Raw genomic sequence first — 21,181 nt, 5'->3', positions numbered from 1 at the left:
AGCAGTACACGCTGCAAGGATGCAATCGCGCACTCGATCATACTATCATCAGGTTCCCGCGTGGTCAGACCCTGCAAAGCCAGGCCAGGGCCAGCAGCCAGCGCACCACACGATAGCGATAGTTCGCGGCCCCCAGGCGCATCAGCTCATAGGCAATACCAGCCACAACCGGTACCAGCACAATGCGTGAAATGATCTTAATCAATAAGGTTGGAGAACCGACAAACGCAAACACCACGATCGAGACCACCATCACCAGCAGCATAAAGCCGGTACCACAACGAGTATGGACCCGCGAAGCACGTCGTACATGCTCAACATCCAACGGATCACCCTGCTCCATAGCATTGATCGCTTTATGTTCAGCACCATGATAGCCAAAGACACGCTGGATATCTGGAACACGGCCAATCAGATAGAGATAGCCAACCAACAGGGCCAGGCGAATCACACCTTCCAGCGTAATATTCAGCCAGCCATCTCCAATCTGACCGCGCAATAAACTCGTCAACAAAAGCGGACCGACAAAAAAGATTGCAATGGCAAAGGTCAGAGAGACCAGCAGCGGTAGGATCATAGAGGCGCCCCGATAGCCTCGGCGGACTCCGCTTTCCCATCACCCTGCGGTGCCTTCCCGGCAATCTGCCCCGCAGCGACTGGAACGGCGCCATCGGTAGGAGCAGTCGGATCGACCGCGCCCGAAGCGATATTGGCAGAGAGCGTCATCATACGCCGTTCCCAGCACCAACATCTCCCACAATAGCACCATACCACGTAAAAATGGCAGGCGCAGATATTTATTCTGATAGATCCTGGGCTCTAATGCTTCTTCATGCACATAGATATCGCCCTCAAGACGTCTGACCGCCACCGCAACCGAATTGCGGCCACGCATCATCACGCCTTCCATTACTGCCTGACCACCATAATAAAACTTTGCCATACAGGAAATCCTTTCGCTTCCTTAGATCCGATCTTTCATATTACGACGCGATAACCGCCTCGACTGTTCCGGCATCTCATTAGAGATATCTTGCGTCTTCGAGAAGCGGCGTACCACAGAGTTTTTTGCAATGGTCTTTGGCAAGTGGCTATGTAAACGGCGAATACGAATCGCCGACTGAATGCGTCCAGACATCCGATATTGAACCGGATGTGTGCCTTGCGTCTGCCAGACACCGGCTCTCCCCGCTCAGGCAAGAAACTGAGAATCTTAGCCCCGATATCAAATGAAGAGGCCGGTCGGCTCAACTCTCGAGCATTGGCAACCCAGCGCCGCAGCTCGGGCGAACCTGGTTTAATCAAACGCCGCAATGCATCCGTCAGAGTATTCGAATCCAGAGCCAGAACACCAACCTCATTATGCACAACATAATCGATATTGCCCTCTTCCTGGCCGGGAACGTATCCACTCAGAATAATAGGTAGTTCACACGACAAGGCCTCACAGATCGTACCGGGGCCCGCCTTAGTAATAATCACATCTGACGCATGCATGAGCTCGGGCATATTATGCACAAAACCGAAGATATGTGCTGGCACATGTAAACGCGCTCGTGTCCGCTGCAATTGCGCATACAATTTTTTGTTGCGACCCGTCACCACCAGTAATTGCACTGGCAGATGAGCCTGTGAAATAGCCCGTACCGCAGCATGCAAGCCACCAGCCCCATCGCCACCGCCCACAGCAAGACTACCGGTAAATCCTGGGCAAGACCAAACTTTCGTCGTAGTTCTTCCTTTGTGGCCACCTCGCGCGTATACTTAGGATCGATTGGCATTCCCAACATATGCACGCGTTTGGGATCAAGTTTGCGCTTCAAGTACAATTGCTTCGCCTGCTCTGTTGGTACAATATAGGCATCGGCGCCCGGCGCAAACCAGGAAAAATGCACACTAATCAAATCAGTTACTACAGTAATAAAGGGAATTTTCAAGCCGAGCTGTTTTAAGGCACGAATAGTAACGAAGTTGATGATTGGATGGATAGAAACGACCACATCAGGCTGAATGGTCGTGAAAAGCTTCAATAAGCCATTGAAAATAAGAGGCGTTGCCAGAGATGTCATAGCCATCACAGTACCCTCACGGTTACTGCGGTGAAAGACCTCTCCAAACAGTTTAGGGTTATAGCGAATAGTGGGCCGTAAAGCTTTACCGCCTCACGCAGAGGAAAACGGCTATATTCCTCAAACACATCGACAATCTCGATCCGATAAGTCGGCGGAGGAGGAATCTCGCTCTCAGCAGTTGAGATGCGGGATCGCTCTGGAGTGGCACCATCTGCACGCGCCACCGCCTGGCTTTTTGCTAACCACTCTTCCTGTTCACGCTGCGAGATCAGGCGAAGAGCATTACTGATGGCGTTGGCCGCACTGCGGTGCCCGGCACCAGTATCAGCAATCAGGAAAAGAATGGTTCTTTGCGTTGAATCGCTCAGTTGACTCACCCCCTGTCTTTTATGTAAAGTTACTCATAGTGAAATAGGGATAAAGGCATGTTTCCATTCACCTTTATCCCTATACGACTACCGCCTGGTAATGAATTACTCATCCTTCAGGTTGAAACGTTTGCGGAAGCGCTCCACACGACCAGCAGAGTCAAGAATACGCTGCTGCCCGGTAAAGAATGGATGGCACTTCGAGCACACATCAACCTTCAACACAGGCTTTGTACTCATTGTTTTAAAGCTGTTGCCACAAGCGCACTGCACTGTGGATTCAACATAATTTGGATGGATTCCTGCTTTCATTATATCTCCTGATATCACTTATGGCTTCGCTGTTTGGAAGGCCTCGTTTTTGAAGTACCACTGCCTCCCTCACCTCGTACACCCTTCAAAATGCTCATAGCGATGCAAGCATGATTGTACATGCAAGGTCCGTCTTCGTCAAGATGTCCCTTTTTGCCAATCATACTTTTGTATCGTTGGGGAATCGGATGTTTCTCGACCAGAAGATCGACTCCGCCAGCGTGATTAGCGCTGTCTCTATATTTTATTCTACACTTAAAGAACACAATCCATAACCAATTTATTGCCCAACAAAGCTGGATTTTTTTCATTTTCCTCTTTGGCGCTGCGGCACCGGGCTGGGAGTGTGGAGAGTGTTTGGGTTTGGTGGGCGGCCGCGGCCGCCCACCAAACCCAAACACTCTCCACACCTGAAAGAATGTGATACACTACAGCAGGATGCAGTACTGATATCCCACCAAACAAAAAATGCAAGCTCATATAGATGAGTTTGTCGATAGTTTATGCGCGGGATCAGTTCTCTTCGATGTCAGCACAACACAGGGGAAATGATTATTTATGATCGAACGATATTCGAGACCAGAGATGGCCGCTATCTGGTCAGCTAACCATAAGACTGATAAGTGGCTCCAGGTGGAGTTGTTAGCCTGCGAAGGATGGGCGCGTGAGGGGTCATTCCTCAGGATGCTATTGAGAAAATTCGCAAGGCTCAGTATAATGCCCAGCGTATGCAGGAGATCGAGCAGGAGACGCATCACGATGTGATTTCGTTCCTGCGCTCCATTCAGGAACAGTTAGGACCAGAGGGACGCTTTATCCATCTGGGCATGACCTCTTCAGATGTACTGGATACCGGCCTGGCCGCGCAGTTAAAAGAGGCAGGCGCTATCCTGACCACTGGCCTGGCTAAATTAACCGACGCCGTGGCAAAGGCAGCGATTGAGCACAAATATACCTTGATCACAGGCCGCTCCCATGGCATTCATGCCGAGCCAATGACCTTTGGCCTGAAACTGGCGCTCTGGGTAGATGAGTTACGCCGACACCAGACGCGGCTGGCCGCAGCCATCGAACAGGTAACGGTTGGTAAAATCTCGGGTCCAGTAGGCACCCATGCCTCGGTTCCACCACAGGTCGAAGAATATGTCTGTGAGCAGATGGGACTGGGAGTGGCTCCAATTTCGAACCAGATTGTACAGCGCGACCGCCATGCACACTTTATGACGACCCTGGCGCTGATTGGTAGCTCACTGGAAAAGATGGCGCAAGAGATTCGCCACTTGCAGCGCACAGAGCTGAGCGAGGCATTCGAACCCTTTGGCTCTGGTCAACAGGGCTCTTCCGCCATGCCACACAAACGCAATCCCGAACTGTGCGAGCGCATCTGTGGTCTGGCCCGCCTGTTGCGCGGCTATGCCGTCACAGCAATGGAGAACGTGGCCCTCTGGCATGAGCGCGACATCAGCCACTCCTCAACCGAGCGCATCATTATCCCAGATGCCTGCACGCTGCTCGACTACATGCTGCACATCTTCACCAACGTGATCAGCGGCTTGCAGGTGGACGCCGAGCGCATGCTGACCAACCTCAACATGACCGGTGGCCTGGTCTTCTCACAGCGCATCCTACTGGCCCTGATCGATAAAGGCGTGGGGCGCCAGGAAGCATACAAGATGGTACAGCGCAACGCCAAAAAGGTCTGGACCATGACCAGCCAGGGCGCCATCAAAGGTGCCGCACTGGTCGAGGCCCTGAGTCAGGATCCCGAGGTCGCGGGCTATTTAAGCCGCGAGGAACTGGCGGAGCTGACCAATACAGATTACTATACCAAATATGTAGAGACCGCATTTAAGCGCATCGGCCTGGCATAGCAATATTCCGAGTGTACTCAATTTGCGCCACTTTTGTACTGTGTGGTGGAGAGGCGACCACCCCTCTACCACACAGCACAAACTTCAAGCAAGCACCATAGGCGCAAAGCTTCAGCTTAAACACTTGCACACGGCGTTATATTTAAATAGTGCACATAACGCTAACCTGACTCGTCCACGTAGGGAAAAATCACTCGTCATACCTACAAAATATACCTTATGTTGAGTTCGCGGTCGTCACAGTACAAAGAAATGTACTGAAGTTTAAATAATTAAGCAGGGTAATAACGAGCACATCCATCCCTCGATTTATTTTATTTTTAAATTTGAAAGGACCGTTATCATCTATGGCGGACGAAGTCACAAAACGTAAAATAGAGCATGTCAATATTGCACTAGAACGCGATGTCTCAGCCCCTCAGCGAGCCAGTTGGAGCGATATCCAGTTCGTACACCAGGCGCTGCCAGAAGTAGATCTGGACAAGATTGATCTGACCACCACCTTCCTGGGACATCAGCTGCGTTATCCTATTTTTATGTCCTCTCTAACGGGCGGCCATCCCGATGTAATCAATATTAACCGCAACCTGGCCCGTGCCGCCGAGCACTATGGACTGGCCCTGGGAGTAGGCAGCCAGCGAGCCGCCATCTTGAATCCTGAGCTGGCCACCAGCTACACCATTACACGTGAAAACGCTCCCAACGCCTTTCTAATCGCTAATATCGGCGCGCCACAGTTGATCCCACAAAGCGGGCACCAGCCCTTCACCCTTGAACAGGTCCAACGCGCCATTCAGATGATCCAGGCCAATGCCCTGGCAGTCCATATGAATAGCTTACAGGAGGCAGCCCAACCAGAAGGAGATCGTAACGCCTTTGGAGAGGCCGCAGCCCTCAAGCAGCTGGTACAACAAATCGAACGACCGGTGATAGCCAAAGAGACCGGAGCCGGGGTTAGCCGCGAACAGGCTCTCCTCCTGTGCTCCTGTGGCGTCTCCGCCATTGATGTCGGTGGAGCTGGAGGCAGCAGCATGTCGGCCCTTGAAGCTGCGCGCTCGCAATCGCATGGCGATGAACGCACAATGAATATCGGCCTGCTCTACCGGGACTGGGGCATCCCCACGCCCATCGCGGTTGTTGAGGCAGCTACCGCCCGCCTACCGTTGATCTCAACGGGTGGAGTGCGCACTGGACTGGACGCGGCCCGTGCCCTCGCGCTAGGAGCCACCCTGGTCGGGGTAGGTTTCCCTTTCTTAAAGGCGGCCAGCGAGAGCTATGAAAAGGTCTGCGAGGTCATCGAAGGCATTCTAAGCGAGCTGAAGGTAGCCATGCAGTTGAGTGGTGCCGCCAACCTGTCCCAGCTACGCGAAGCCGATATCGTGGTCACGGGCGCTACCCGAGAATGGCTCACCCTGCGCGGCTTTGAAGATGAGCTAAAAGCCATGGCCCAACGCCGCTGGCGCCGCCTTCAGCAACAGGCCTTGAACTTCAAACCGGACGAGCCAGCCTACCACATCGATCCAGTTACCGGCACAGTCTGAGTAAGCATTAGCGATACAGCGAAAAATCTTCTGGCGTGTTGAGATTGATAAATGAGCGCAGCTGCGGATCAACGGTCCGTAGTTGCGCTTCTTCTAATGTATGCACCTGAGCCAGTTGTAACAAAGAACGCGGGTCTCGCCGCCCCTCCTGTAAACGCTGCTCGATCAAAGGTAAGATACTACGCGGATAGAGGGCCAGTAGTACCTGTGCCTGCCCGCCAACCAGTGGCATAGTTACGGTATCGGGCCGAGCCTGGGCAAACAAGAAATTGAGTAGGGAGGGCTGCAAGAACGGAGTATCAACAGCAGTAACCAGGGCATGGGAGGTATGCATAGCCCGCAGGCCACTATAAAGGCCCATCAACGGGCCAACCTGCGCAACTTCATCAGTGACCACCCGGACCAGCGGAGGAAGGTAGGGGAGATATTCATGGGACTGCTCTTGATCACGTGCGACGAGCACTACATCCTGACAATGCTCAATCAGCAAGCTGGCCAGGTGAGCTAAAAATGTCGTAGCAGGCTCGCCGGGTAACGGCAGCAGCGCTTTATCACGACCCATACGTGAGCTCTGCCCCCCGGCGAGAATAATTCCTGTTATAGATAAAGTTTCGCGCTCAGTCATCAAGAAAGATCAGCATTAACGAGGAGCGGTACGCACTTTACGTTTGTTGCCTTTAGGAATATATTGCTGTCTTCTCTGGTAAGCCTCGTAATTAGCTTTCTCAGCTGGATATTTACGAACCAGGTAGACAACCCAGGTCACCGCCCAGATTACCAATGCCAGGAGCCAGAGATAACGCCAGGCACGCCAGGAGAAGAAGTAGCCATCCAGCAACAGGCGAGCACCGATCAAAGGCAAGCCAATAAAACAAATTACCGCAAACCAGCCCAAATAGCGATCAAACATATATTTGAGCAAAGGTTTATTTCTGACGAACCGCTTGCGGCCCTCAACAGAATAATAGAAAGTAACTAACAGGCCAACCAGACAAAAAATAAGCCAGGGCCATAGGAAGTGAAAAGGCTCCGCCCCAGGAAGGTTCCCATTTGATCCCGCCGTGATCGGATCTTCAAAGAGCCACCGAAACAAGTTAGTGCTCATAAAGCACAACTCCCTTCTTCAGGTATCTACACAGTACGATTGCCAACAATGATAGCATGGATGATCCACTAAGTCTAGAGTCATCTATTGTTAGCATACAAGGTTTGTTGACAACATTTTCCAGGACATAAACTTATAGCGTGGCCCTATGCACAAGAGAAGCATCACGCGGTCCAGTCCAGACCTCCAGATTCTCTTGCCAGTGCCAGCCAAAATGGGACATATCAAGTGGAGACTTTCTGTGCTTACTTTTCAGGAGCAAACGTGGCCAGCCGGACGCGATGCGCTCAAGGGTTTCGGGCCAGCTTTTGATGCCACTGAGAGCATCAGCGGCTTCTACACTGCAAGCTCCAACAGCACAGGCAGCAGAGAGCGTGGCTTCAGGCGGCATGCCGCGCATCAAGCCCAACAAGAAACCTGCAATGGTAGCATCACCAGAACCAGTGCTACCAATAACGGGTGTCTCAAAACAAGGAGCCCACAGCTCACGATTAGCCCAGGCGCTAAGCTTGGTAGGCTGGGCACGTCCCATGTGCTCCAATGACTCAATAGAATTGGTACAGAGATACAGACCCCGGTGACCAACTTTTATGCCAGCGATCCTCACCCCCATCTCTAATAGCTGCTGCCCATCTCAGATATAACCTCAGGTGTTATCAGGTTCAGCAAACCAGTACTGCCGGCTTTACCCGACAGCTTCTCAAAGAGCGGGCGGCGCAAAATCAACAACAATTCTTCCACGCTCGGTAAGAAAACGTCCACAAAAGGAAGGACACGCTGCAAAATCAGCTGCCCATCGGTACGACTGGCGACGCTGACGAGGTCGGGGAGCAAGAAATCCAGCGAGGTAGTCACGCCACAGGCCCGCGCACGCCGAAAGACCTCAACCAGCTCTTCACCCTCATTCTGGTACATACGCGCCATCAAAGACACATAACCAAAATGGAACAATCCAACCATCTCAAGCAGATCATAATCTATATCTTCAGCACCAAAGGTATCATTACAGTTGGGAGCATGAATAATCACGCGATCCGATTTAGGGGGACTGATAATTACCGAGTAAGAGCTAGCCTCACCTGGTGCCACCACCATGCTAGCATTCAAGTGCGGGCCAAAGGACTCGATAATCTGTAACGTTGCCTGCCCGAATACATCGTCGCCCACCTTCCCCATCAGGCGCGTCCTGACACCTAATTTATGCAAAGCCAGACCTGTATTAGAGACGGGACCGCCAGTAGACAGGATAGCCTTGGCCGCCTCAATCAAACGTCCAGGAGCAAAAGTTACAGTATCTCCCACCAGAGTTGGCATCATATCCAGACAAATATGCCCGGCCACAACCGCCTCCACCTCCTCTGAACGACGAGTTTCGGCAAAAGGCTGGAGATCCAGTACAACGTCTTCGCGCGCTTCCGACATGTACTCTATCTCGTTCTCATTCTCGTTCTCGTTCTCGTCCATAGTCAGTAGCCCTCCACATACTTTCTTTCAGTGGCACGCATACAATATCCAACCAGCAAAAACACACTACCAGCAACATTTCTGATTGCTTTTAATAATCAGATATCATGCCATTCAATCGTATGAGCGCAGCTGCCTGACAGGCGAAACTGTTTGCTCATAACTTGCTCAAGTTGAATGGCTGAGCCCTTGGCAGCGGAGCTAGCCGCGTCCAGGCGGCGTTTACGCTTGCTTTTTAATAGCATGCAGCCTATCTGAAATCCACAATAATACAGCAGGCGTTTTTTAGAGGATAGGCAGATTGTATCACAACTCAGCGAGTCGATGACAACCCTACATGTATAGCATACACCTATACCATTTAGGAGGCCAAAAGAGGCACAGCAGGGAGAACATACACTAAATTCCGTATGCGTTCTTCCCGCTGTGCCATTGCTATATTGGAAGTGCTATTTCCCGCTCAAAATACTACCAGTGAGACTTGCGCGTGGTGGTAATTACTGGAGGCGTAGCTGTAACTGCTGGCACCCCGGCAGGCGTGTTTACTACGGTTGAGCCAGCTGATTGAGCGGGCGTTGCACCGGTAGTTGCGGGCGTTGCTTGAGCGGCGGGCGTAACCTGGTTGGTGTTGGTTGGGGCCATCGGAGTGTCTGCAGCCGCAAAAAGATGGAGGGATTGCACCATCCAAAACGCCACAATTCCAAAGGCGATAACAGTCATCAGCAAAACGCCCAATGTTATTTTCGACCGCGTCGACATCACACATACTCCTTCTGTGCAAATAAGTGAGAAACAGAATTTCTGCCCCTCTCTCTGCATTCTATAGAATCATTTCTATATTCGCGCTCGACATGCTGTAAAGATAGGAGTATATTACCGGCCGAATTTTATAATCTTAACCAGGAATCTCCTTCCTGACCAGATGCAGGCTTTTATGAATACTGTTAAATTCATGGAAGCCTCATATACGCATTGTGCACGAGCTCTTCATTGACGTCTGATCGATATCTACACTATACTCAATACAGTGAGCAAAGAAGAATGTTGGCTGGTATGAGCTGCCATGAGCCAGATATTTTTCTTTGGTATGACAGCGTGGTCATATGACTCACTTATTTCCAACTATCATATTTCCACAGGCACAAAATCGAGAGGAAGACCATGCTAAATCTTCAGCCATCGCTATTGCTCATTTCGCGTCCGGGCCGGCGATGGAGCCAATATACCAGGGATAGCGCTCTAGCCATTGGTAGTATTCTTCCCCTTACCGCCGTCATTTTCTTTTTCAACCTTGCGGAACGCATTCCCAACTGCCTGTTACTCTATCTCATCGTCATCATGGCACTGGCCTGTACGCGTGGTCTCTTCGCGGCCCTGGTCGCCTCTATTCTGGCCTTCTTCACCTTCGATTTTCTCTTTGTGCCACCTATTTATAGCTTTCTTACCGCCAAATATAATGATGTGCTCGGCCTGATTGTCTTCCTCATTACGGCCATTAATACCAGTCAGTTAACAGCCTTGCTGCGCATGCGCGTTGAACAATCGCGACAACGTGAACGAGAAACACGTATTCTCTATAATCTTGTGCGTGCCACCAATCTGGAAGAAGATATGGCGCAACAGCTGCGCATCTTCATGCAGGCCGTCACCGAAGTTTTTGCCGACTGGGGCATCCATGACTGTATGCTGCTATTGCCAGATGAAGAAGGCATCTTAAGACCTCAGGGGTGTGCGCATCAGCTCCTCGAACGGGTCCAGTTCTTGCCAGATGAGATCAGCATGGCTGACTATGTGCTGCAACACAACAGTATAGTCGAGCTCTACGATCCAGTACTGAAACCTGCAGAGCTCCAGATCATAGATAAACCACACCAGAAGAGAAAAAGAATCAACTCGCGCTGTAGTATCCGCCTTGTCCCGCTGGCGGCTGGCAGCGAGGTAGTTGGTGTACTACGCCTGCTGATCATGCAGGAAGCGCAGGCACCAGATATCAATGATCTGATCCAGGTAGAACACTCCCAGACCAAAGAGCAGGCTGTTTTTTTCTCGACTTTTCTGGAACAGGCTATCACAGCGATCAAACAAGGACGCCTGCGCCGTGAAAGCGTTCATCTCAAAGTGCTGCAACAAACAGACGCGTTACGTTCCGCCCTGCTCTCCTCTGTATCGCATGACTTGCGCACACCGCTATCTACCATCAAGACGGCCGCCACCAGCTTGCTACAGACCGATGTTGAATGGGACAAAGAGGCCCAGCGCAGTTTTATTACTTCTATTGAGCACGAGTCTGATCGCCTGGATGCCCTGGTCGAAAATCTACTGGATATGTCGCGCATAGAAGCCGGCGCGCTTCATCCAGAAAAAGTCTGGTATCCGATTGAAGATATCATTTACGACACGCTCGCACGCATGGAATCCCTGACCAGTGGAAGAGCGATCAACACAACTATTCCCGCGACACTGATGCCAGTAGAGATAGATTATATGCAGATAGATCAGGTGATCTCCAACCTGCTTGAAAATGCCTTGCGCTACACCCCGGCGGGCACACCCATTGATATCGTGGTAACCGAGCAAGAAAAAGAGCTCCTTATAACTGTGGCGGACCGGGGGCCGGGCATTGGCCCACACGAGCAGGAGAAAATCTTTGATAAGTTTTATCAAATTCCTGGTGAGCAACCAGCCACCAATACAACCTCCCATGGACTGGGTCTGGGCCTGGCTATCTGCCGTGGCATTGTAGAAGCCCACCAGGGACGTATCTGGGTCGCAGCACGCGAGGGGGGAGGCTCCTGCTTCTACTTTACCCTTCCGTCAGGTGAGTTTCAAGAAAGATTAATGTATGAGCAAACGCAAGATGTCTATTCTAGTCGTTGAAGACGAGATCGAGATTATCCGCACATTACAGCGCAGTCTCAGCGCACATAATTATGAGGTCATCAGTGCCAATAGTGGAGAACAGGCATTGACCCTCTTAGAACGCGAAAAGCCAGATCTGCTGCTACTGGATCTTGGTTTACCTGGCATGAATGGCCTGGAGGTATGTCGGCGCATACGTATGAACTCCCACCTCCCTCCTATCATCGTGATCACCGTCAAAAACAAGGAGAGCGACAAGGTACGAGCCCTCGATCTGGGTGCGGATGATTATATCTCCAAGCCTTTCGGCATCAACGAGGTGCTGGCTCGCATACGTGTGGCCCTGCGCCATGCCTCTTTTATGCCTGAAAAGATCGAGCAGGCATTGACAATTGGACCTTTGCAGATAGATTTCACACAGCGACTGGTGTGCCTGGAAGGGAAAGAGCTCAAACTTACCCCGACCGAATATGATTTATTGCGTGTCTTGCTGGAATATCGCGGCAAGATCCTGACCCAGACCATGCTCCTCACAAAAGTCTGGGGCAATGACTACAGCAAACAATCCCATTATGTGCATGTCTACATCAATCATCTACGCCGCAAAATTGAGGCTGATCCAGCCCACCCTCGCTTCCTGGAAACCATCACAGGCGTTGGCTACCGCTTTAATGATGAAGAGCTTGAAGGCTAACGTACGGGCAGATATGCAGACTTCTAGCTGATCTCAAGAAAGATAGAGCAAACCTTTAGTCTTGCTTGAGAAAAACTTAACAATTCCGTACTAAGATAGTTTTATAAAACCTGTGAGAAAAAAGTGCGGATGATGGAAAAGAGATCCAATCGCTAGAAGTTTCTTTCTCGCACAATACATTCACACTACTTTATATAAGGAGTCATCATGGCCCGTAACAAAAATCCTTATCGCACTTATGCCTCTATAATTATGGCAAGTTTGCTGCTGCTATGTGTACTTGCCCTGGCAGCCTGCGGCACAAGTGCCAGTACGAATAGCGCAACCAGCGCAACATCTACCACAGGAACTACAACCAGTTCACAAACGACCTCTTCACCAGCAGATAATGCCACTAAGATCAAAAATGTGGATCAGCAGGTGCAGGATGCCATCAACACCATTGATAGCACCCAAAAGGACGTCAATACAACCTCGCAGTCAAATTCAGATAATGATCAAACACCCTAATACCAATGCTGGCCATTGATCAATCCAGAGCTATCATACATCCATGAAAATCAAGCACATAAATAGAAGGAAGATACTAACGATGTTTACAAAACAGAGCCTTATCCATAATCTTTCCCGTGTCTTCGTCGTAGGTGGTATGGCAGCAACCATGGCCCTGGCCACCTTACAGGCACCGGTCGCGCAAGCCGCCAGCACAAAATGTACAGCAAAAGATACTCAATGTGTCATTACATTTGGAGATCAGCAGATCACAACCCGCCAGAACGCCTTGAACACCTTAAATACAAAAATTCTGAATATCCAGGGCAAGAAACAGATTACTGATACCCAGGTTGCTAACCTGACAACCGATGTGAAAAATCACCTGGCGATCCTGACAACCCTGAAGACCAAACTGGATGCGGCAACAAATGCCAAAGATGCCCGCGAGGATGTGAAGAACATCTACCAATATCGTATCCTTGCCGTAGTGGTTCCGCGTGACTACCGCATCTTACACCTGGACGTTGAGGCCGGAGTACGCGACAAACTGGTGGACCTCAAACCTAATCTGGAAAGTGTCATTGATAAAGCTTCCGCCGCTCAGAAAGCCAAACTCAATCCCTTATTCAACGATTATAAAAATGATTTGACTACCATTGAAGGTGTGATCGACAACGCACAGTCCACACTCCCCCAACTAACCGCTGCTGAATACAATACCGATCATGCAGACTATAAAACCAATGACACCAAATTAGTACAGGCCGAGCATACTATCCATACCAATCTGCTGAATGCAGCTAAAGATCTGCACCAGATCAGGCAGTTACTCGACACAAAATAAACTCCACAGCATCTACTAATATACCGTACAGTTCGGGGGTGATGGGGAGGCAACCGCCTCTCTATCACCCCCGAACTGTACGGTATATTAGTAGTTACACGCTGAAGAACAGCTACTTGACGGTCACCATCACCTCGTGATAGCCAGTAGATCCATTGGGGACAGTCCCCTGTTTACGGCCAGTCTGCACATCACCGGTGCCATCAGTTGCCCGTACGGCCAGAGTATAAGTACCGGCGGTAGCAGGCTGCCAGTCCATACGCCAGAAGACCCAGCTATCTTTCGACAGTGGCGGATCAAGGGTAGCATCCTTCCAGGTGTTACCACCATCGACACTAACCTCAACACGCTTAATACCACGGTTACCAGCGAACGCAATGCCCACCATCGGCACACGTTGGCCAGCATGGATCACGCTTTCCGTATATGGTTGATTGAAGCGGCTCGTTGTATGCAAGGTACCGTTATACCAGCCCTGACTGGAATAGAGGCCCGGTACAAAATCGCTGACGAATTCAACCCGTGTCAGCCATTTAGGATTTTCCTCACCATAACGTCCAGGAATCAACACACGCAATGGATAGCCATGGCGTTGAGGCAATTCTACGCCATTCATATTCCAGGCCAGCAATGCATCCGCTTCAAGTACCTCTTGCAGCGGCAAGCTGACAGTATAACCATCAACACTGTAGAACGCGACATATTTAGCGCCAGCCTGCGTGCCACCCTGCTGCGCAATTAACGTACGCAACGGCACACCATGCCAGACAGCATTACCCATCAAGTGGCCACCCGGACCATTAGCAATACACTCAAGCGTAATCGCCCTTGCTACCGAAGGTAGTTTCTGCAACTCTTCATAGTTATAGGTGACCGCTTTATTGATCAGACCCCCAACCTCCAGACGCCAGAGTCCGATGTCCACAGAAGGATCTACAGGATTCTGGGTCACCACATAATGCTCATTATTGGGGGTAATCGGGTGGTCAACATGATCAGGGAACGCAGTCTTCATGCCATCATAGGCAGTATAGTTGCTCAGATACTTTTGGACTGTCCCAAAGGTACCCAGGCCAGCTCCCACGCCCAGAGCTACCACCCCACCACGCGCCAATAGTTGTCGACGCTGAGCCACCACCCGATCAGTATTGGGGGCAGGATACTTCGGCAAAAGCGCGCGATATCCCAGGCAGAGAACCACGGCATAAACAACAAAATCGCACAACAGGCCCAGGATACTTAAATTGCGAGATGCCTCAAAGGGCCAGCCTTGAAAGTTTTGCGGTAACTCTACCCAGAAGAGGATTACAGCCGCCAGGGTCATAACCAGCGCAAACGCCAGCGCGACCAGCCACTCACGTCTGCCAGGACGATAGCCGCGCGTCGGGAGCTTGATCCACACCAATAGCGCATAAAGCCAGCCCAGCGCCGTTCCAATCCCAATCATACCCAATAAAGCCAAACCCAGAGGAGTTGTTTTAGGATTAGGCGCAAAAGTGGCCAGCAAGTGGATAAATGTATCAACAGTAATATGCTTTAAAGTATAATCACCGAAGAGTTCAACAGGCGCAGGAATGCCTGCGAACACACGTAAAAGGCCCATAACCAATGCGGCACACAGACTCGCGGCCAGGCCTGCAATCAGAGCCCACAGTGCAGAAAACAGCACAGTCCGGACTCTCGAAAAGCCTGTGGGGGGTGTTGCTGGTGGCCCCGGGCTCCTCAGCTTGGACTCAATATCAGACATGATACACTTTCTTTCTGAAAACGCGAACACTTCAAACTGTTGCGCCTGATAAAAAACTGCAGGCCTATCAGTTATCTATCACGACGTTCATTTGTGTCACGTCACATCTACCAGATTTTTACAATCAATCCAGTTGGAAATTGGAGCTCAAAAATCGTTTTGCCCTGCGCTCTTTGCGCCAGTGCATGATATCCAGTAACAAAGCCAGGACCAGCATCAAGAGGGTAACATCATAAACAGCCAGGTAATACCAATCCCAGTTCAGTGAACTACCAAGGAAATAAGAGAGCATTGAGGCACAAACAAAATACCAGAGTCCGATGCAGGACAGCGTAACACCGTTCCACCCCTTTTCCCGTGACCATGGCGAACCAAGTAGTAATGCGACCCATGGCAGCATAACAGTAGTATACCAGGGAAATACGTGGGTAGAGATCAAAAAGATCAATCCAAACAAGATCAAGACCGAGGCTTCCATGCTAATACGTCCCTGCAAGCGCCTGAACCAGATCCAGAGTCCAACACAACTAACCAGCAAGAGATCTACAACATAGGTCACCTGCAATGGCCAGCCACCTAGCTGGCTCAGCCAATGCAGCACAAGCACTAATGGGCCCGCGTTCATCGAACCTTGCTCACTGGTATAGGTGGCAAAAAAGCCAAAGATCTGCCCATGACCCAGGATCAAGTAAGGGATATAGGAAAGGACAATGGTAGCCAGGCAGGTAACTAGCAGGGGCCAATCCCGGCGACCACGCCAGACCACGACCAGCAATAAAATAGGATACAGTTTGGTCAGGGTGGCCAGTGCCAGCCAGAAACCAGTGAGGACACGAGAGCCACGCCGCGAACTCTGCGCGCACACAATGGTCAGCATAATAAACATAACCATTAATGCATCTACATGGCCTTGAATGGCAACCTCTACAATCGCGACCGGACACCAGCCATAGATAATACAGCGCGCTGGATCGAGCCCCTTACGCTGCAGTAACAGGGCCAGGGCAGCCGTCGAGACCACTTCACAAAGTATAAACAGGCATTTAAGAAAAACCAGGTTCTCAGGAGCCAGTAGATAGCTCAGCAGATAAAAGCCCTGTGCACCAGGAGGATAAATGGTGGGGACATTGCGAAAGCGGCTATTCTCATACAGGACATCCCGCAAATGGTGCAATAAAGGGTCACCGGGAGCATACGTATAGGGGCTAAAACCATTGAGGGTTACTCGCGCATCCCATAGATAGCGCCAGGAATCGCGCGAGAGATCTGGCGGGATCATTACCAGTTGAGCACGTAACAGCAGGGCACCACCCAGAATAATGGCCAGTTCGAACCAGCGTTTACGCCCTACCGGTGCTTTCGTGGTTAGAATCAAGATACAGGCCAGCACATAGGGCAGATAGCTTCCCAATTCTGCAAACAGCAAAGCACGTGCAGATGGATCTGTTGAATAGGCATTGAAGCCCAAAAACACATTATAGCCAACCGCGATCACGAAGAGCAGAAATAACAACGGCAAGCGCCATGCCTCCCCAAACGAAGGGGAGACATGATTCTTACGCGCTGGAGATGATAGTTCCAACATTGGCATGCTAATAGCTCCAATTCACGCCACACTGTGCACAATGGCGGGCGGGATGATCGCTCTCGAAGGCACGCCGGAACTCATTATAACGCTCTCCATTCCAGATCTGTTCTATCGATTCCTGGAAGATATTACCCAGTACACGCTCTTCACGATACTCTTTAGCACTCCGATGGCCAAAGGGAGCAAAACAACAAGAAAGAACATTGCCGCTGGAAGTAATATAGGTCAGTGTATAGGGACGCTGGCAACCAGACCAGGGGCGATCCCCAAAATCGCGTACCACGCTTTCGAGCGGGGTGGCCGCGCCAGCTGCTTTAAAGCGGATACCGCGCTCCTGGCAGAGCTCCTGCGTCTGGCGAATGATTGCCAGCTCTTCAGGCAACGCACGATGGAATAATGCTTGCTTGGATGCAGCCAGTCCCTGCTCAAAATAGACCAGGCGCTGTAGGTAGATCTCGCGAATACCATTCTCATATGCCTTATCGACCAGGCCCGGCAATTCATGCAGGTTCTCACGCATCGCGGTAAACCAGAGCGAAACAGCGGGCTTGCTGGCATCCTGTGCCTGCTGCAACTTAACAAAAGCATTCACATTGCGCCAGATCTTATCAAAAGCATCAACACCACGCACATGGGCATAGGTCTCGCGGGTCGAGCCATCCATAGACAGGCGGTACTCATCCAGGCCAGCATCAATCAAGGCTTGCCCACGTGACTCAGTCAAGGCAATACCATTCGAATTGAACAGCACATAGGTGCCCCGATCCTTCAAATAGCGCACCATCTGGGGCAATTCTTTATTCAATAACGGCTCACCCAGGCCGTGCAACACAACCCGCTCTAAGACTGGAAACTGATCGACAATACGCCGAAAATCATCAAAAGGCAGATCACGATCCTCTTCACGCGAAAGCAATGTGCGTGGACACTGCTGGCAGAACTCATTACAACGGCTCGTTGGCTCAATATAGATAGAGCGAGGAAGTGTAGCAACAGTTGTAGTCATGAAAGAAAACCCCTTTTCTTTATATCATCCAAACAAACAGCAGTGGCAGGAGCTAGAGAAGGATTTGCCTGCAACAAGCTCGCGAGGCGCTGCAAATCGGCCTGTGTATCAATGTCAAACAGTGTTTCCAGCAGTTGAACTTTCAGGCCCAGTTGACGGGCCTTTTCGATCGTCATTTCCAGCACAACATCTGTGCTCATCGGTATATCGCTAAAGACATCGTGAGGTTCACGCATCGCGATTAGATAATACCCCCCATCTTCAGCCGGTCCAAGCACAACATCGGCACTCTCCAATGCCTGCTGAGCTTGCAACAGATGCTCGCGACCCACCTGCGGAGAATCTGAGCCAATCAAAATGGTACGGGCGAACTGATGTCGCGCCGTTGTCATAAAAACATTGTGCAGCCGTACCCCCAGATCCGGGCCTTCCTGCGGAAAAGCCTGCATAGGTATCTCGGGTGCAGGAATCAATGTGTCAAGAAAGGATAAGAAATCACGCTCAACCGGCGTATACGCCCAGATTAGATCGTATTTCCAGCCCGCAAAACGTGACGCCAGATCCTGTAAAAAAGCTCGATACAGATCCAGAGTCACCTCAGCGCCCAGGCTACGAGCCAGGCGCGTCTTCCCTTTACCCAACTCAGGATAGCGCGCCATAATAGCTAACGCCGTATCAGACATACTTTAAATCCTTTGTACGGGCATAACGAGCCATGGTGCTTAACATAGCATAGGCCGCCCGCATACTTCCGATAACCGTACCGGCGACTTTGGACTGACCGTGGCTACGATGCCGATAATGCAGTGATATTTCTACGATACGATAATGGGCGCGGGCAGCCTTAACCAGCATCTCAACCGGCCAGCCAAAGGTCATCTCCTGCATCTGCAAGCGCTCTAACATCTCTACCCGCATCGCCCGAAAAGACCCAATATCATGTACTCCTGCTCCATACATCCCGCTCACCAATCGACTAATCAACCAGTTACCCAAACGTGCCTGTGGAGGAACCGCACCACGCTCTGAATGAGCGCCAATGCGTGAGCCAATCACAAAATCGGCCTCACCAGCGAGGATCGGAGCCACCATCGCCGGTAGATCGACGGGATTATCGCTACCATCACCATCCATAAATACCACCACATCCGCGCCCAATTCACGCGCGGTCTGAAAGCCACGCCAGCAGGTTCGACCATAGCCACGTTGCTCCTCGCGAACCACCACAGCACCGGCCATACGTGCCACCCGTGCCGTCTCATCCGTACTGTTATTGTCAACTACCACAATCCACTGCACCAGTTCTGCTGGAATTTCAGGTAAGAGATGTTGGAGGGCATCTTCCTCATTCCAGGCCGGAATAACCAGCGCGATCGACTCTTTCGTCATAGCCGTTGCAATGATCCTTTCAAAGATAAATCGCCTGTCCACGCTTAAAATCGTAGAGTGCGACAATTTTTCGCTGTGCGCTACGGCTCAGGGCCCTCGCTTCCTGCACAGCATCATCCAGACAAAAGCAGAGACTTGTAATGTCCAGGTAACAGTTAAGGGGTATCAGGTTCTATCCAGGTTCCCAGCCAGCAATCGGGCATCCTCAACCATAATTCATTTTGAACAATAAAAGTTGATAAAGCTTTTTGAAGATCCGCGCTTGGAGGGAGGATAACTGTTTTGTCTGGATATTTTGGGATGGCCCAGGCGTCGATAGGTGATAAAAATTGATAGGTATCCAGTTTAGAGGTCACGCCACCTTGTTCAATAGTAGCAATACACACATCTAAAACATACTTATCAAAGTGATAGCGCTCTAAGAGAGAGTCAAACTTCATTTTTTCAGCTATCCATCCAGAGAACAGTTTCCTATGTAATCCGCACTATAAACAATGTTAGAAAGGGCTACCTGTCTGCATGGCTATCTAGCGCGTTTCACAGGAAACACGGATCAGTATTTACCATACAGTGAACAAGTCAATGTGTCTATTAGAGGTAATCGTCATGCACACTCCTTTTCCAATGCTCGTGTAAATGTTATATAAGTCAGGACTATACAACATGTGTCGTTATCTTCTCACGATCATAGGAAGATATATTTACCAAAAATATGTTATGAGGGGAATTCTCTAAGGATTGCGCGCCGGCGGCGCGGGCCGGGGTAGGTATGATGTAGCAGGCAGACGGCCTCACCGTCTGCCTGCTACATCATACTAAAAAAGGGTTGAGGAAAACCGTAGCGCAGGAGAAACCTTTTTATCAAAGAACGTGTCGCTACAGATTTCATCGACCAATGGGAAACCAGCTGTCCATACAGACAACGCCATAGCGACGGAGATAGTCACAGAGCAAATAACGCCCATGCAGCTCAAACACAACCATCCTCTGACCCTCATTCACCACCAGGCATGTTCAAGAGCTAGTGGCATTCTGTAGCGCGCCAAGCGCTATCACTGGTCCTTTCGGGGCATGCTGGCTCGCAGCTGGACCTGGCTCCAGACTAATGGCAACCGCATCATAACCAGTGGTTGTACCTTGAAAAGGAAGGGTCGCAGTCCCATCATGCAGGGTGAAAAGACCCACACTGGTTGGTTGCTTTCCCTGGAGCAGCCAGCCCTGGTATACATGATTGCCCGCGGTTGGAGACAAACCATGCATAACTGCAACGCAGATCTGTTGTTTTGTATAACAGGTTAACTGGCCCTGCGCGGCCGCCTCACTGGCGGTCCCTTGCAATTTATAGCTGGTCGTTTGTACTACATTAGCGGATAGGCTGGCAACCTGGCGCTGTAGAGAGAGATTCCAGAGTGTCATGGCACCCAATGCAGAGAATAGAAGGACAGCGGCTACAGCAATCAGAGCAGCGCGCCAGGTCCGACCAGCAGCACGCCGGGCGGCGGGACGCGATTGATGGAGCGGCACCACAGTATCTCGATGCGATGGGTTATTGGGCTGTTCCTGTTGCAAACGCGCAAAAAAGCGCCCTTTAAGATCCGCGGCTGGCTCTACATCCGGAACACTCAGGGGCAAGAGATTAACAATCGCTTGCAATTCCCTAAACCTGGCGGGACAGGTAGGACATTGCGCAAGATGTTCCTCTACAGCCTTTTTTTCCTCCGCTGAAAGGGACCCAAGAACATATGCCCCCGAGAGCTCTTCAAAATCTTGGCAAGTCATACATGGTTACTCCGTTCTCGTCTACATTCCTGGTGCCGATTATTGAT

General features: G+C 50.7%; 22 protein-coding genes and 2 pseudogenes. 6 read left to right on the top strand and 18 right to left on the bottom strand.

The genetic code is table 11. The annotated features are described in order from the left end of the window. Positions 1–62 precede the first annotated feature (62 nt). The 6 genes and pseudogenes from EL645_RS16835 to rpmE form a co-directional block, all read right to left on the bottom strand. Positions 63–577 (bottom strand): annotated as a pseudogene (locus EL645_RS16835) (DUF1385 domain-containing protein); the annotation flags it as partial. A 39-nt stretch (positions 578–616) separates the two neighbouring features. Then, positions 617–943 (bottom strand): DUF1385 domain-containing protein, encoded by a 327-nt coding sequence (locus EL645_RS16830; RefSeq protein ID WP_126551594.1) that lies wholly within the window; start codon positions 941–943, stop codon positions 617–619. A 35-nt stretch (positions 944–978) separates the two neighbouring features. Then, positions 979–1,659: a glycosyltransferase gene (locus EL645_RS42730; RefSeq protein ID WP_246035385.1), complete on the bottom strand. Its 681-nt coding sequence runs from the start codon at positions 1,657–1,659 to the stop codon at positions 979–981. Then, a complete protein-coding gene (locus tag EL645_RS42725; RefSeq protein WP_246035384.1) occupies positions 1,599–2,075 on the bottom strand; it encodes an MGDG synthase family glycosyltransferase in 477 nt (158 codons plus the stop codon). The genes EL645_RS42730 and EL645_RS42725 overlap by 61 nt, the downstream gene beginning before the upstream one ends. Continuing rightward, on the bottom strand, positions 2,075–2,449 hold the full coding sequence (locus EL645_RS42720; RefSeq protein ID WP_246035383.1) for a hypothetical protein: 375 nt from the start codon (positions 2,447–2,449) through the stop codon (positions 2,075–2,077). Before EL645_RS42720 ends, EL645_RS42725 begins: the two co-directional genes overlap by 1 nt. Before the next feature lie 96 nt (positions 2,450–2,545). Continuing rightward, positions 2,546–2,752, bottom strand: a complete 207-nt coding sequence (gene rpmE / locus EL645_RS16820) for a 50S ribosomal protein L31 (RefSeq protein ID WP_126551593.1) — start codon at positions 2,750–2,752, stop codon at positions 2,546–2,548. Positions 2,753–3,310: 558 nt separating this feature from the next. On the opposite strand from rpmE, the pseudogene purB reads away from it, so the two are divergent. Both purB and fni read left to right on the top strand, forming a co-directional pair. Then, positions 3,311–4,623, top strand: a pseudogene (gene purB / locus EL645_RS16815) (adenylosuccinate lyase). Between the two features lie 347 nt (positions 4,624–4,970). Then, positions 4,971–6,164 carry a type 2 isopentenyl-diphosphate Delta-isomerase gene (fni, locus tag EL645_RS16810; protein ID WP_126551592.1) on the top strand — a complete coding sequence of 398 codons (1,194 nt, stop codon included), beginning with the start codon at positions 4,971–4,973 and terminating at the stop codon, positions 6,162–6,164. A 7-nt stretch (positions 6,165–6,171) separates the two neighbouring features. Here the strand turns inward: fni and EL645_RS16805 are convergent, their stop codons facing one another. The 5 genes from EL645_RS16805 to EL645_RS16785 form a co-directional block, all read right to left on the bottom strand. Then, a complete protein-coding gene (locus tag EL645_RS16805) occupies positions 6,172–6,789 on the bottom strand; it encodes a molybdenum cofactor guanylyltransferase (protein WP_126551591.1) in 618 nt (205 codons plus the stop codon). A 15-nt stretch (positions 6,790–6,804) separates the two neighbouring features. Continuing rightward, complete coding sequence (locus EL645_RS16800) at positions 6,805–7,269, bottom strand: hypothetical protein (RefSeq protein WP_126551590.1); 465 nt, start codon at positions 7,267–7,269, stop codon at positions 6,805–6,807. Between the two features lie 133 nt (positions 7,270–7,402). Then, the gene (locus EL645_RS16795) at positions 7,403–7,882 is read right to left on the bottom strand and encodes a carbohydrate kinase family protein (RefSeq protein ID WP_126551589.1); all 480 of its coding nucleotides are present in this window, start codon (positions 7,880–7,882) and stop codon (positions 7,403–7,405) included. Between the two features lie 2 nt (positions 7,883–7,884). After that, complete coding sequence (locus tag EL645_RS16790) at positions 7,885–8,733, bottom strand: carbohydrate kinase family protein (RefSeq protein ID WP_126551588.1); 849 nt, start codon at positions 8,731–8,733, stop codon at positions 7,885–7,887. A gap of 468 nt (positions 8,734–9,201) precedes the next feature. After that, positions 9,202–9,492 carry a hypothetical protein gene (locus tag EL645_RS16785; protein WP_126551587.1) on the bottom strand — a complete coding sequence of 97 codons (291 nt, stop codon included), beginning with the start codon at positions 9,490–9,492 and terminating at the stop codon, positions 9,202–9,204. Positions 9,493–9,894: 402 nt separating this feature from the next. On the opposite strand from EL645_RS16785, the gene EL645_RS16780 reads away from it, so the two are divergent. The 4 genes from EL645_RS16780 (at position 9,895) to EL645_RS16765 (ending at position 13,625) form a co-directional block, all read left to right on the top strand. Beyond that, positions 9,895–11,610, top strand: coding sequence for an ATP-binding protein (locus EL645_RS16780; RefSeq protein ID WP_126551586.1), 1,716 nt, complete (start codon positions 9,895–9,897; stop codon positions 11,608–11,610). Beyond that, the gene (locus tag EL645_RS16775) at positions 11,576–12,286 is read left to right on the top strand and encodes a response regulator transcription factor (RefSeq protein ID WP_126551585.1); all 711 of its coding nucleotides are present in this window, start codon (positions 11,576–11,578) and stop codon (positions 12,284–12,286) included. Before EL645_RS16780 ends, EL645_RS16775 begins: the two co-directional genes overlap by 35 nt. A gap of 207 nt (positions 12,287–12,493) precedes the next feature. Then, positions 12,494–12,796: a hypothetical protein gene (locus tag EL645_RS16770; RefSeq protein WP_126551584.1), complete on the top strand. Its 303-nt coding sequence runs from the start codon at positions 12,494–12,496 to the stop codon at positions 12,794–12,796. A gap of 82 nt (positions 12,797–12,878) precedes the next feature. Continuing rightward, positions 12,879–13,625: a hypothetical protein gene (locus EL645_RS16765; protein WP_126551583.1), complete on the top strand. Its 747-nt coding sequence runs from the start codon at positions 12,879–12,881 to the stop codon at positions 13,623–13,625. Positions 13,626–13,737: 112 nt separating this feature from the next. Here the strand turns inward: EL645_RS16765 and EL645_RS16760 are convergent, their stop codons facing one another. From EL645_RS16760 to EL645_RS16730, 7 genes are all read right to left on the bottom strand, one after another. After that, positions 13,738–15,294 (bottom strand): molybdopterin-dependent oxidoreductase, encoded by a 1,557-nt coding sequence (locus EL645_RS16760; RefSeq protein ID WP_161977419.1) that lies wholly within the window; start codon positions 15,292–15,294, stop codon positions 13,738–13,740. A gap of 202 nt (positions 15,295–15,496) precedes the next feature. After that, positions 15,497–16,963 carry a glycosyltransferase family 87 protein gene (locus EL645_RS16755; protein ID WP_126551581.1) on the bottom strand — a complete coding sequence of 489 codons (1,467 nt, stop codon included), beginning with the start codon at positions 16,961–16,963 and terminating at the stop codon, positions 15,497–15,499. Position 16,964: 1 nt separating this feature from the next. Further along, a complete protein-coding gene (locus EL645_RS16750) occupies positions 16,965–17,966 on the bottom strand; it encodes a radical SAM protein (protein WP_126551580.1) in 1,002 nt (333 codons plus the stop codon). Continuing rightward, the gene (locus tag EL645_RS16745) at positions 17,963–18,649 is read right to left on the bottom strand and encodes a TIGR04282 family arsenosugar biosynthesis glycosyltransferase (protein WP_126551579.1); all 687 of its coding nucleotides are present in this window, start codon (positions 18,647–18,649) and stop codon (positions 17,963–17,965) included. Before EL645_RS16745 ends, EL645_RS16750 begins: the two co-directional genes overlap by 4 nt. After that, a complete protein-coding gene (locus EL645_RS16740; RefSeq protein ID WP_126551578.1) occupies positions 18,642–19,355 on the bottom strand; it encodes a glycosyltransferase family 2 protein in 714 nt (237 codons plus the stop codon). Before EL645_RS16740 ends, EL645_RS16745 begins: the two co-directional genes overlap by 8 nt. Before the next feature lie 155 nt (positions 19,356–19,510). Continuing rightward, positions 19,511–19,795 carry a hypothetical protein gene (locus EL645_RS16735; protein ID WP_126551577.1) on the bottom strand — a complete coding sequence of 95 codons (285 nt, stop codon included), beginning with the start codon at positions 19,793–19,795 and terminating at the stop codon, positions 19,511–19,513. 574 nt (positions 19,796–20,369) lie between these two features. Continuing rightward, on the bottom strand, positions 20,370–21,134 hold the full coding sequence (locus EL645_RS16730; RefSeq protein WP_126554226.1) for an anti-sigma factor: 765 nt from the start codon (positions 21,132–21,134) through the stop codon (positions 20,370–20,372). Between the last annotated feature and the right edge of the window lie 47 nt (positions 21,135–21,181).

The organism is Dictyobacter kobayashii, from assembly GCF_003967555.1.
Lineage (GTDB): Bacteria > Chloroflexota > Ktedonobacteria > Ktedonobacterales > Ktedonobacteraceae > Dictyobacter > Dictyobacter kobayashii.
This window is presented reverse-complemented; position numbering and strand designations above follow the sequence as displayed.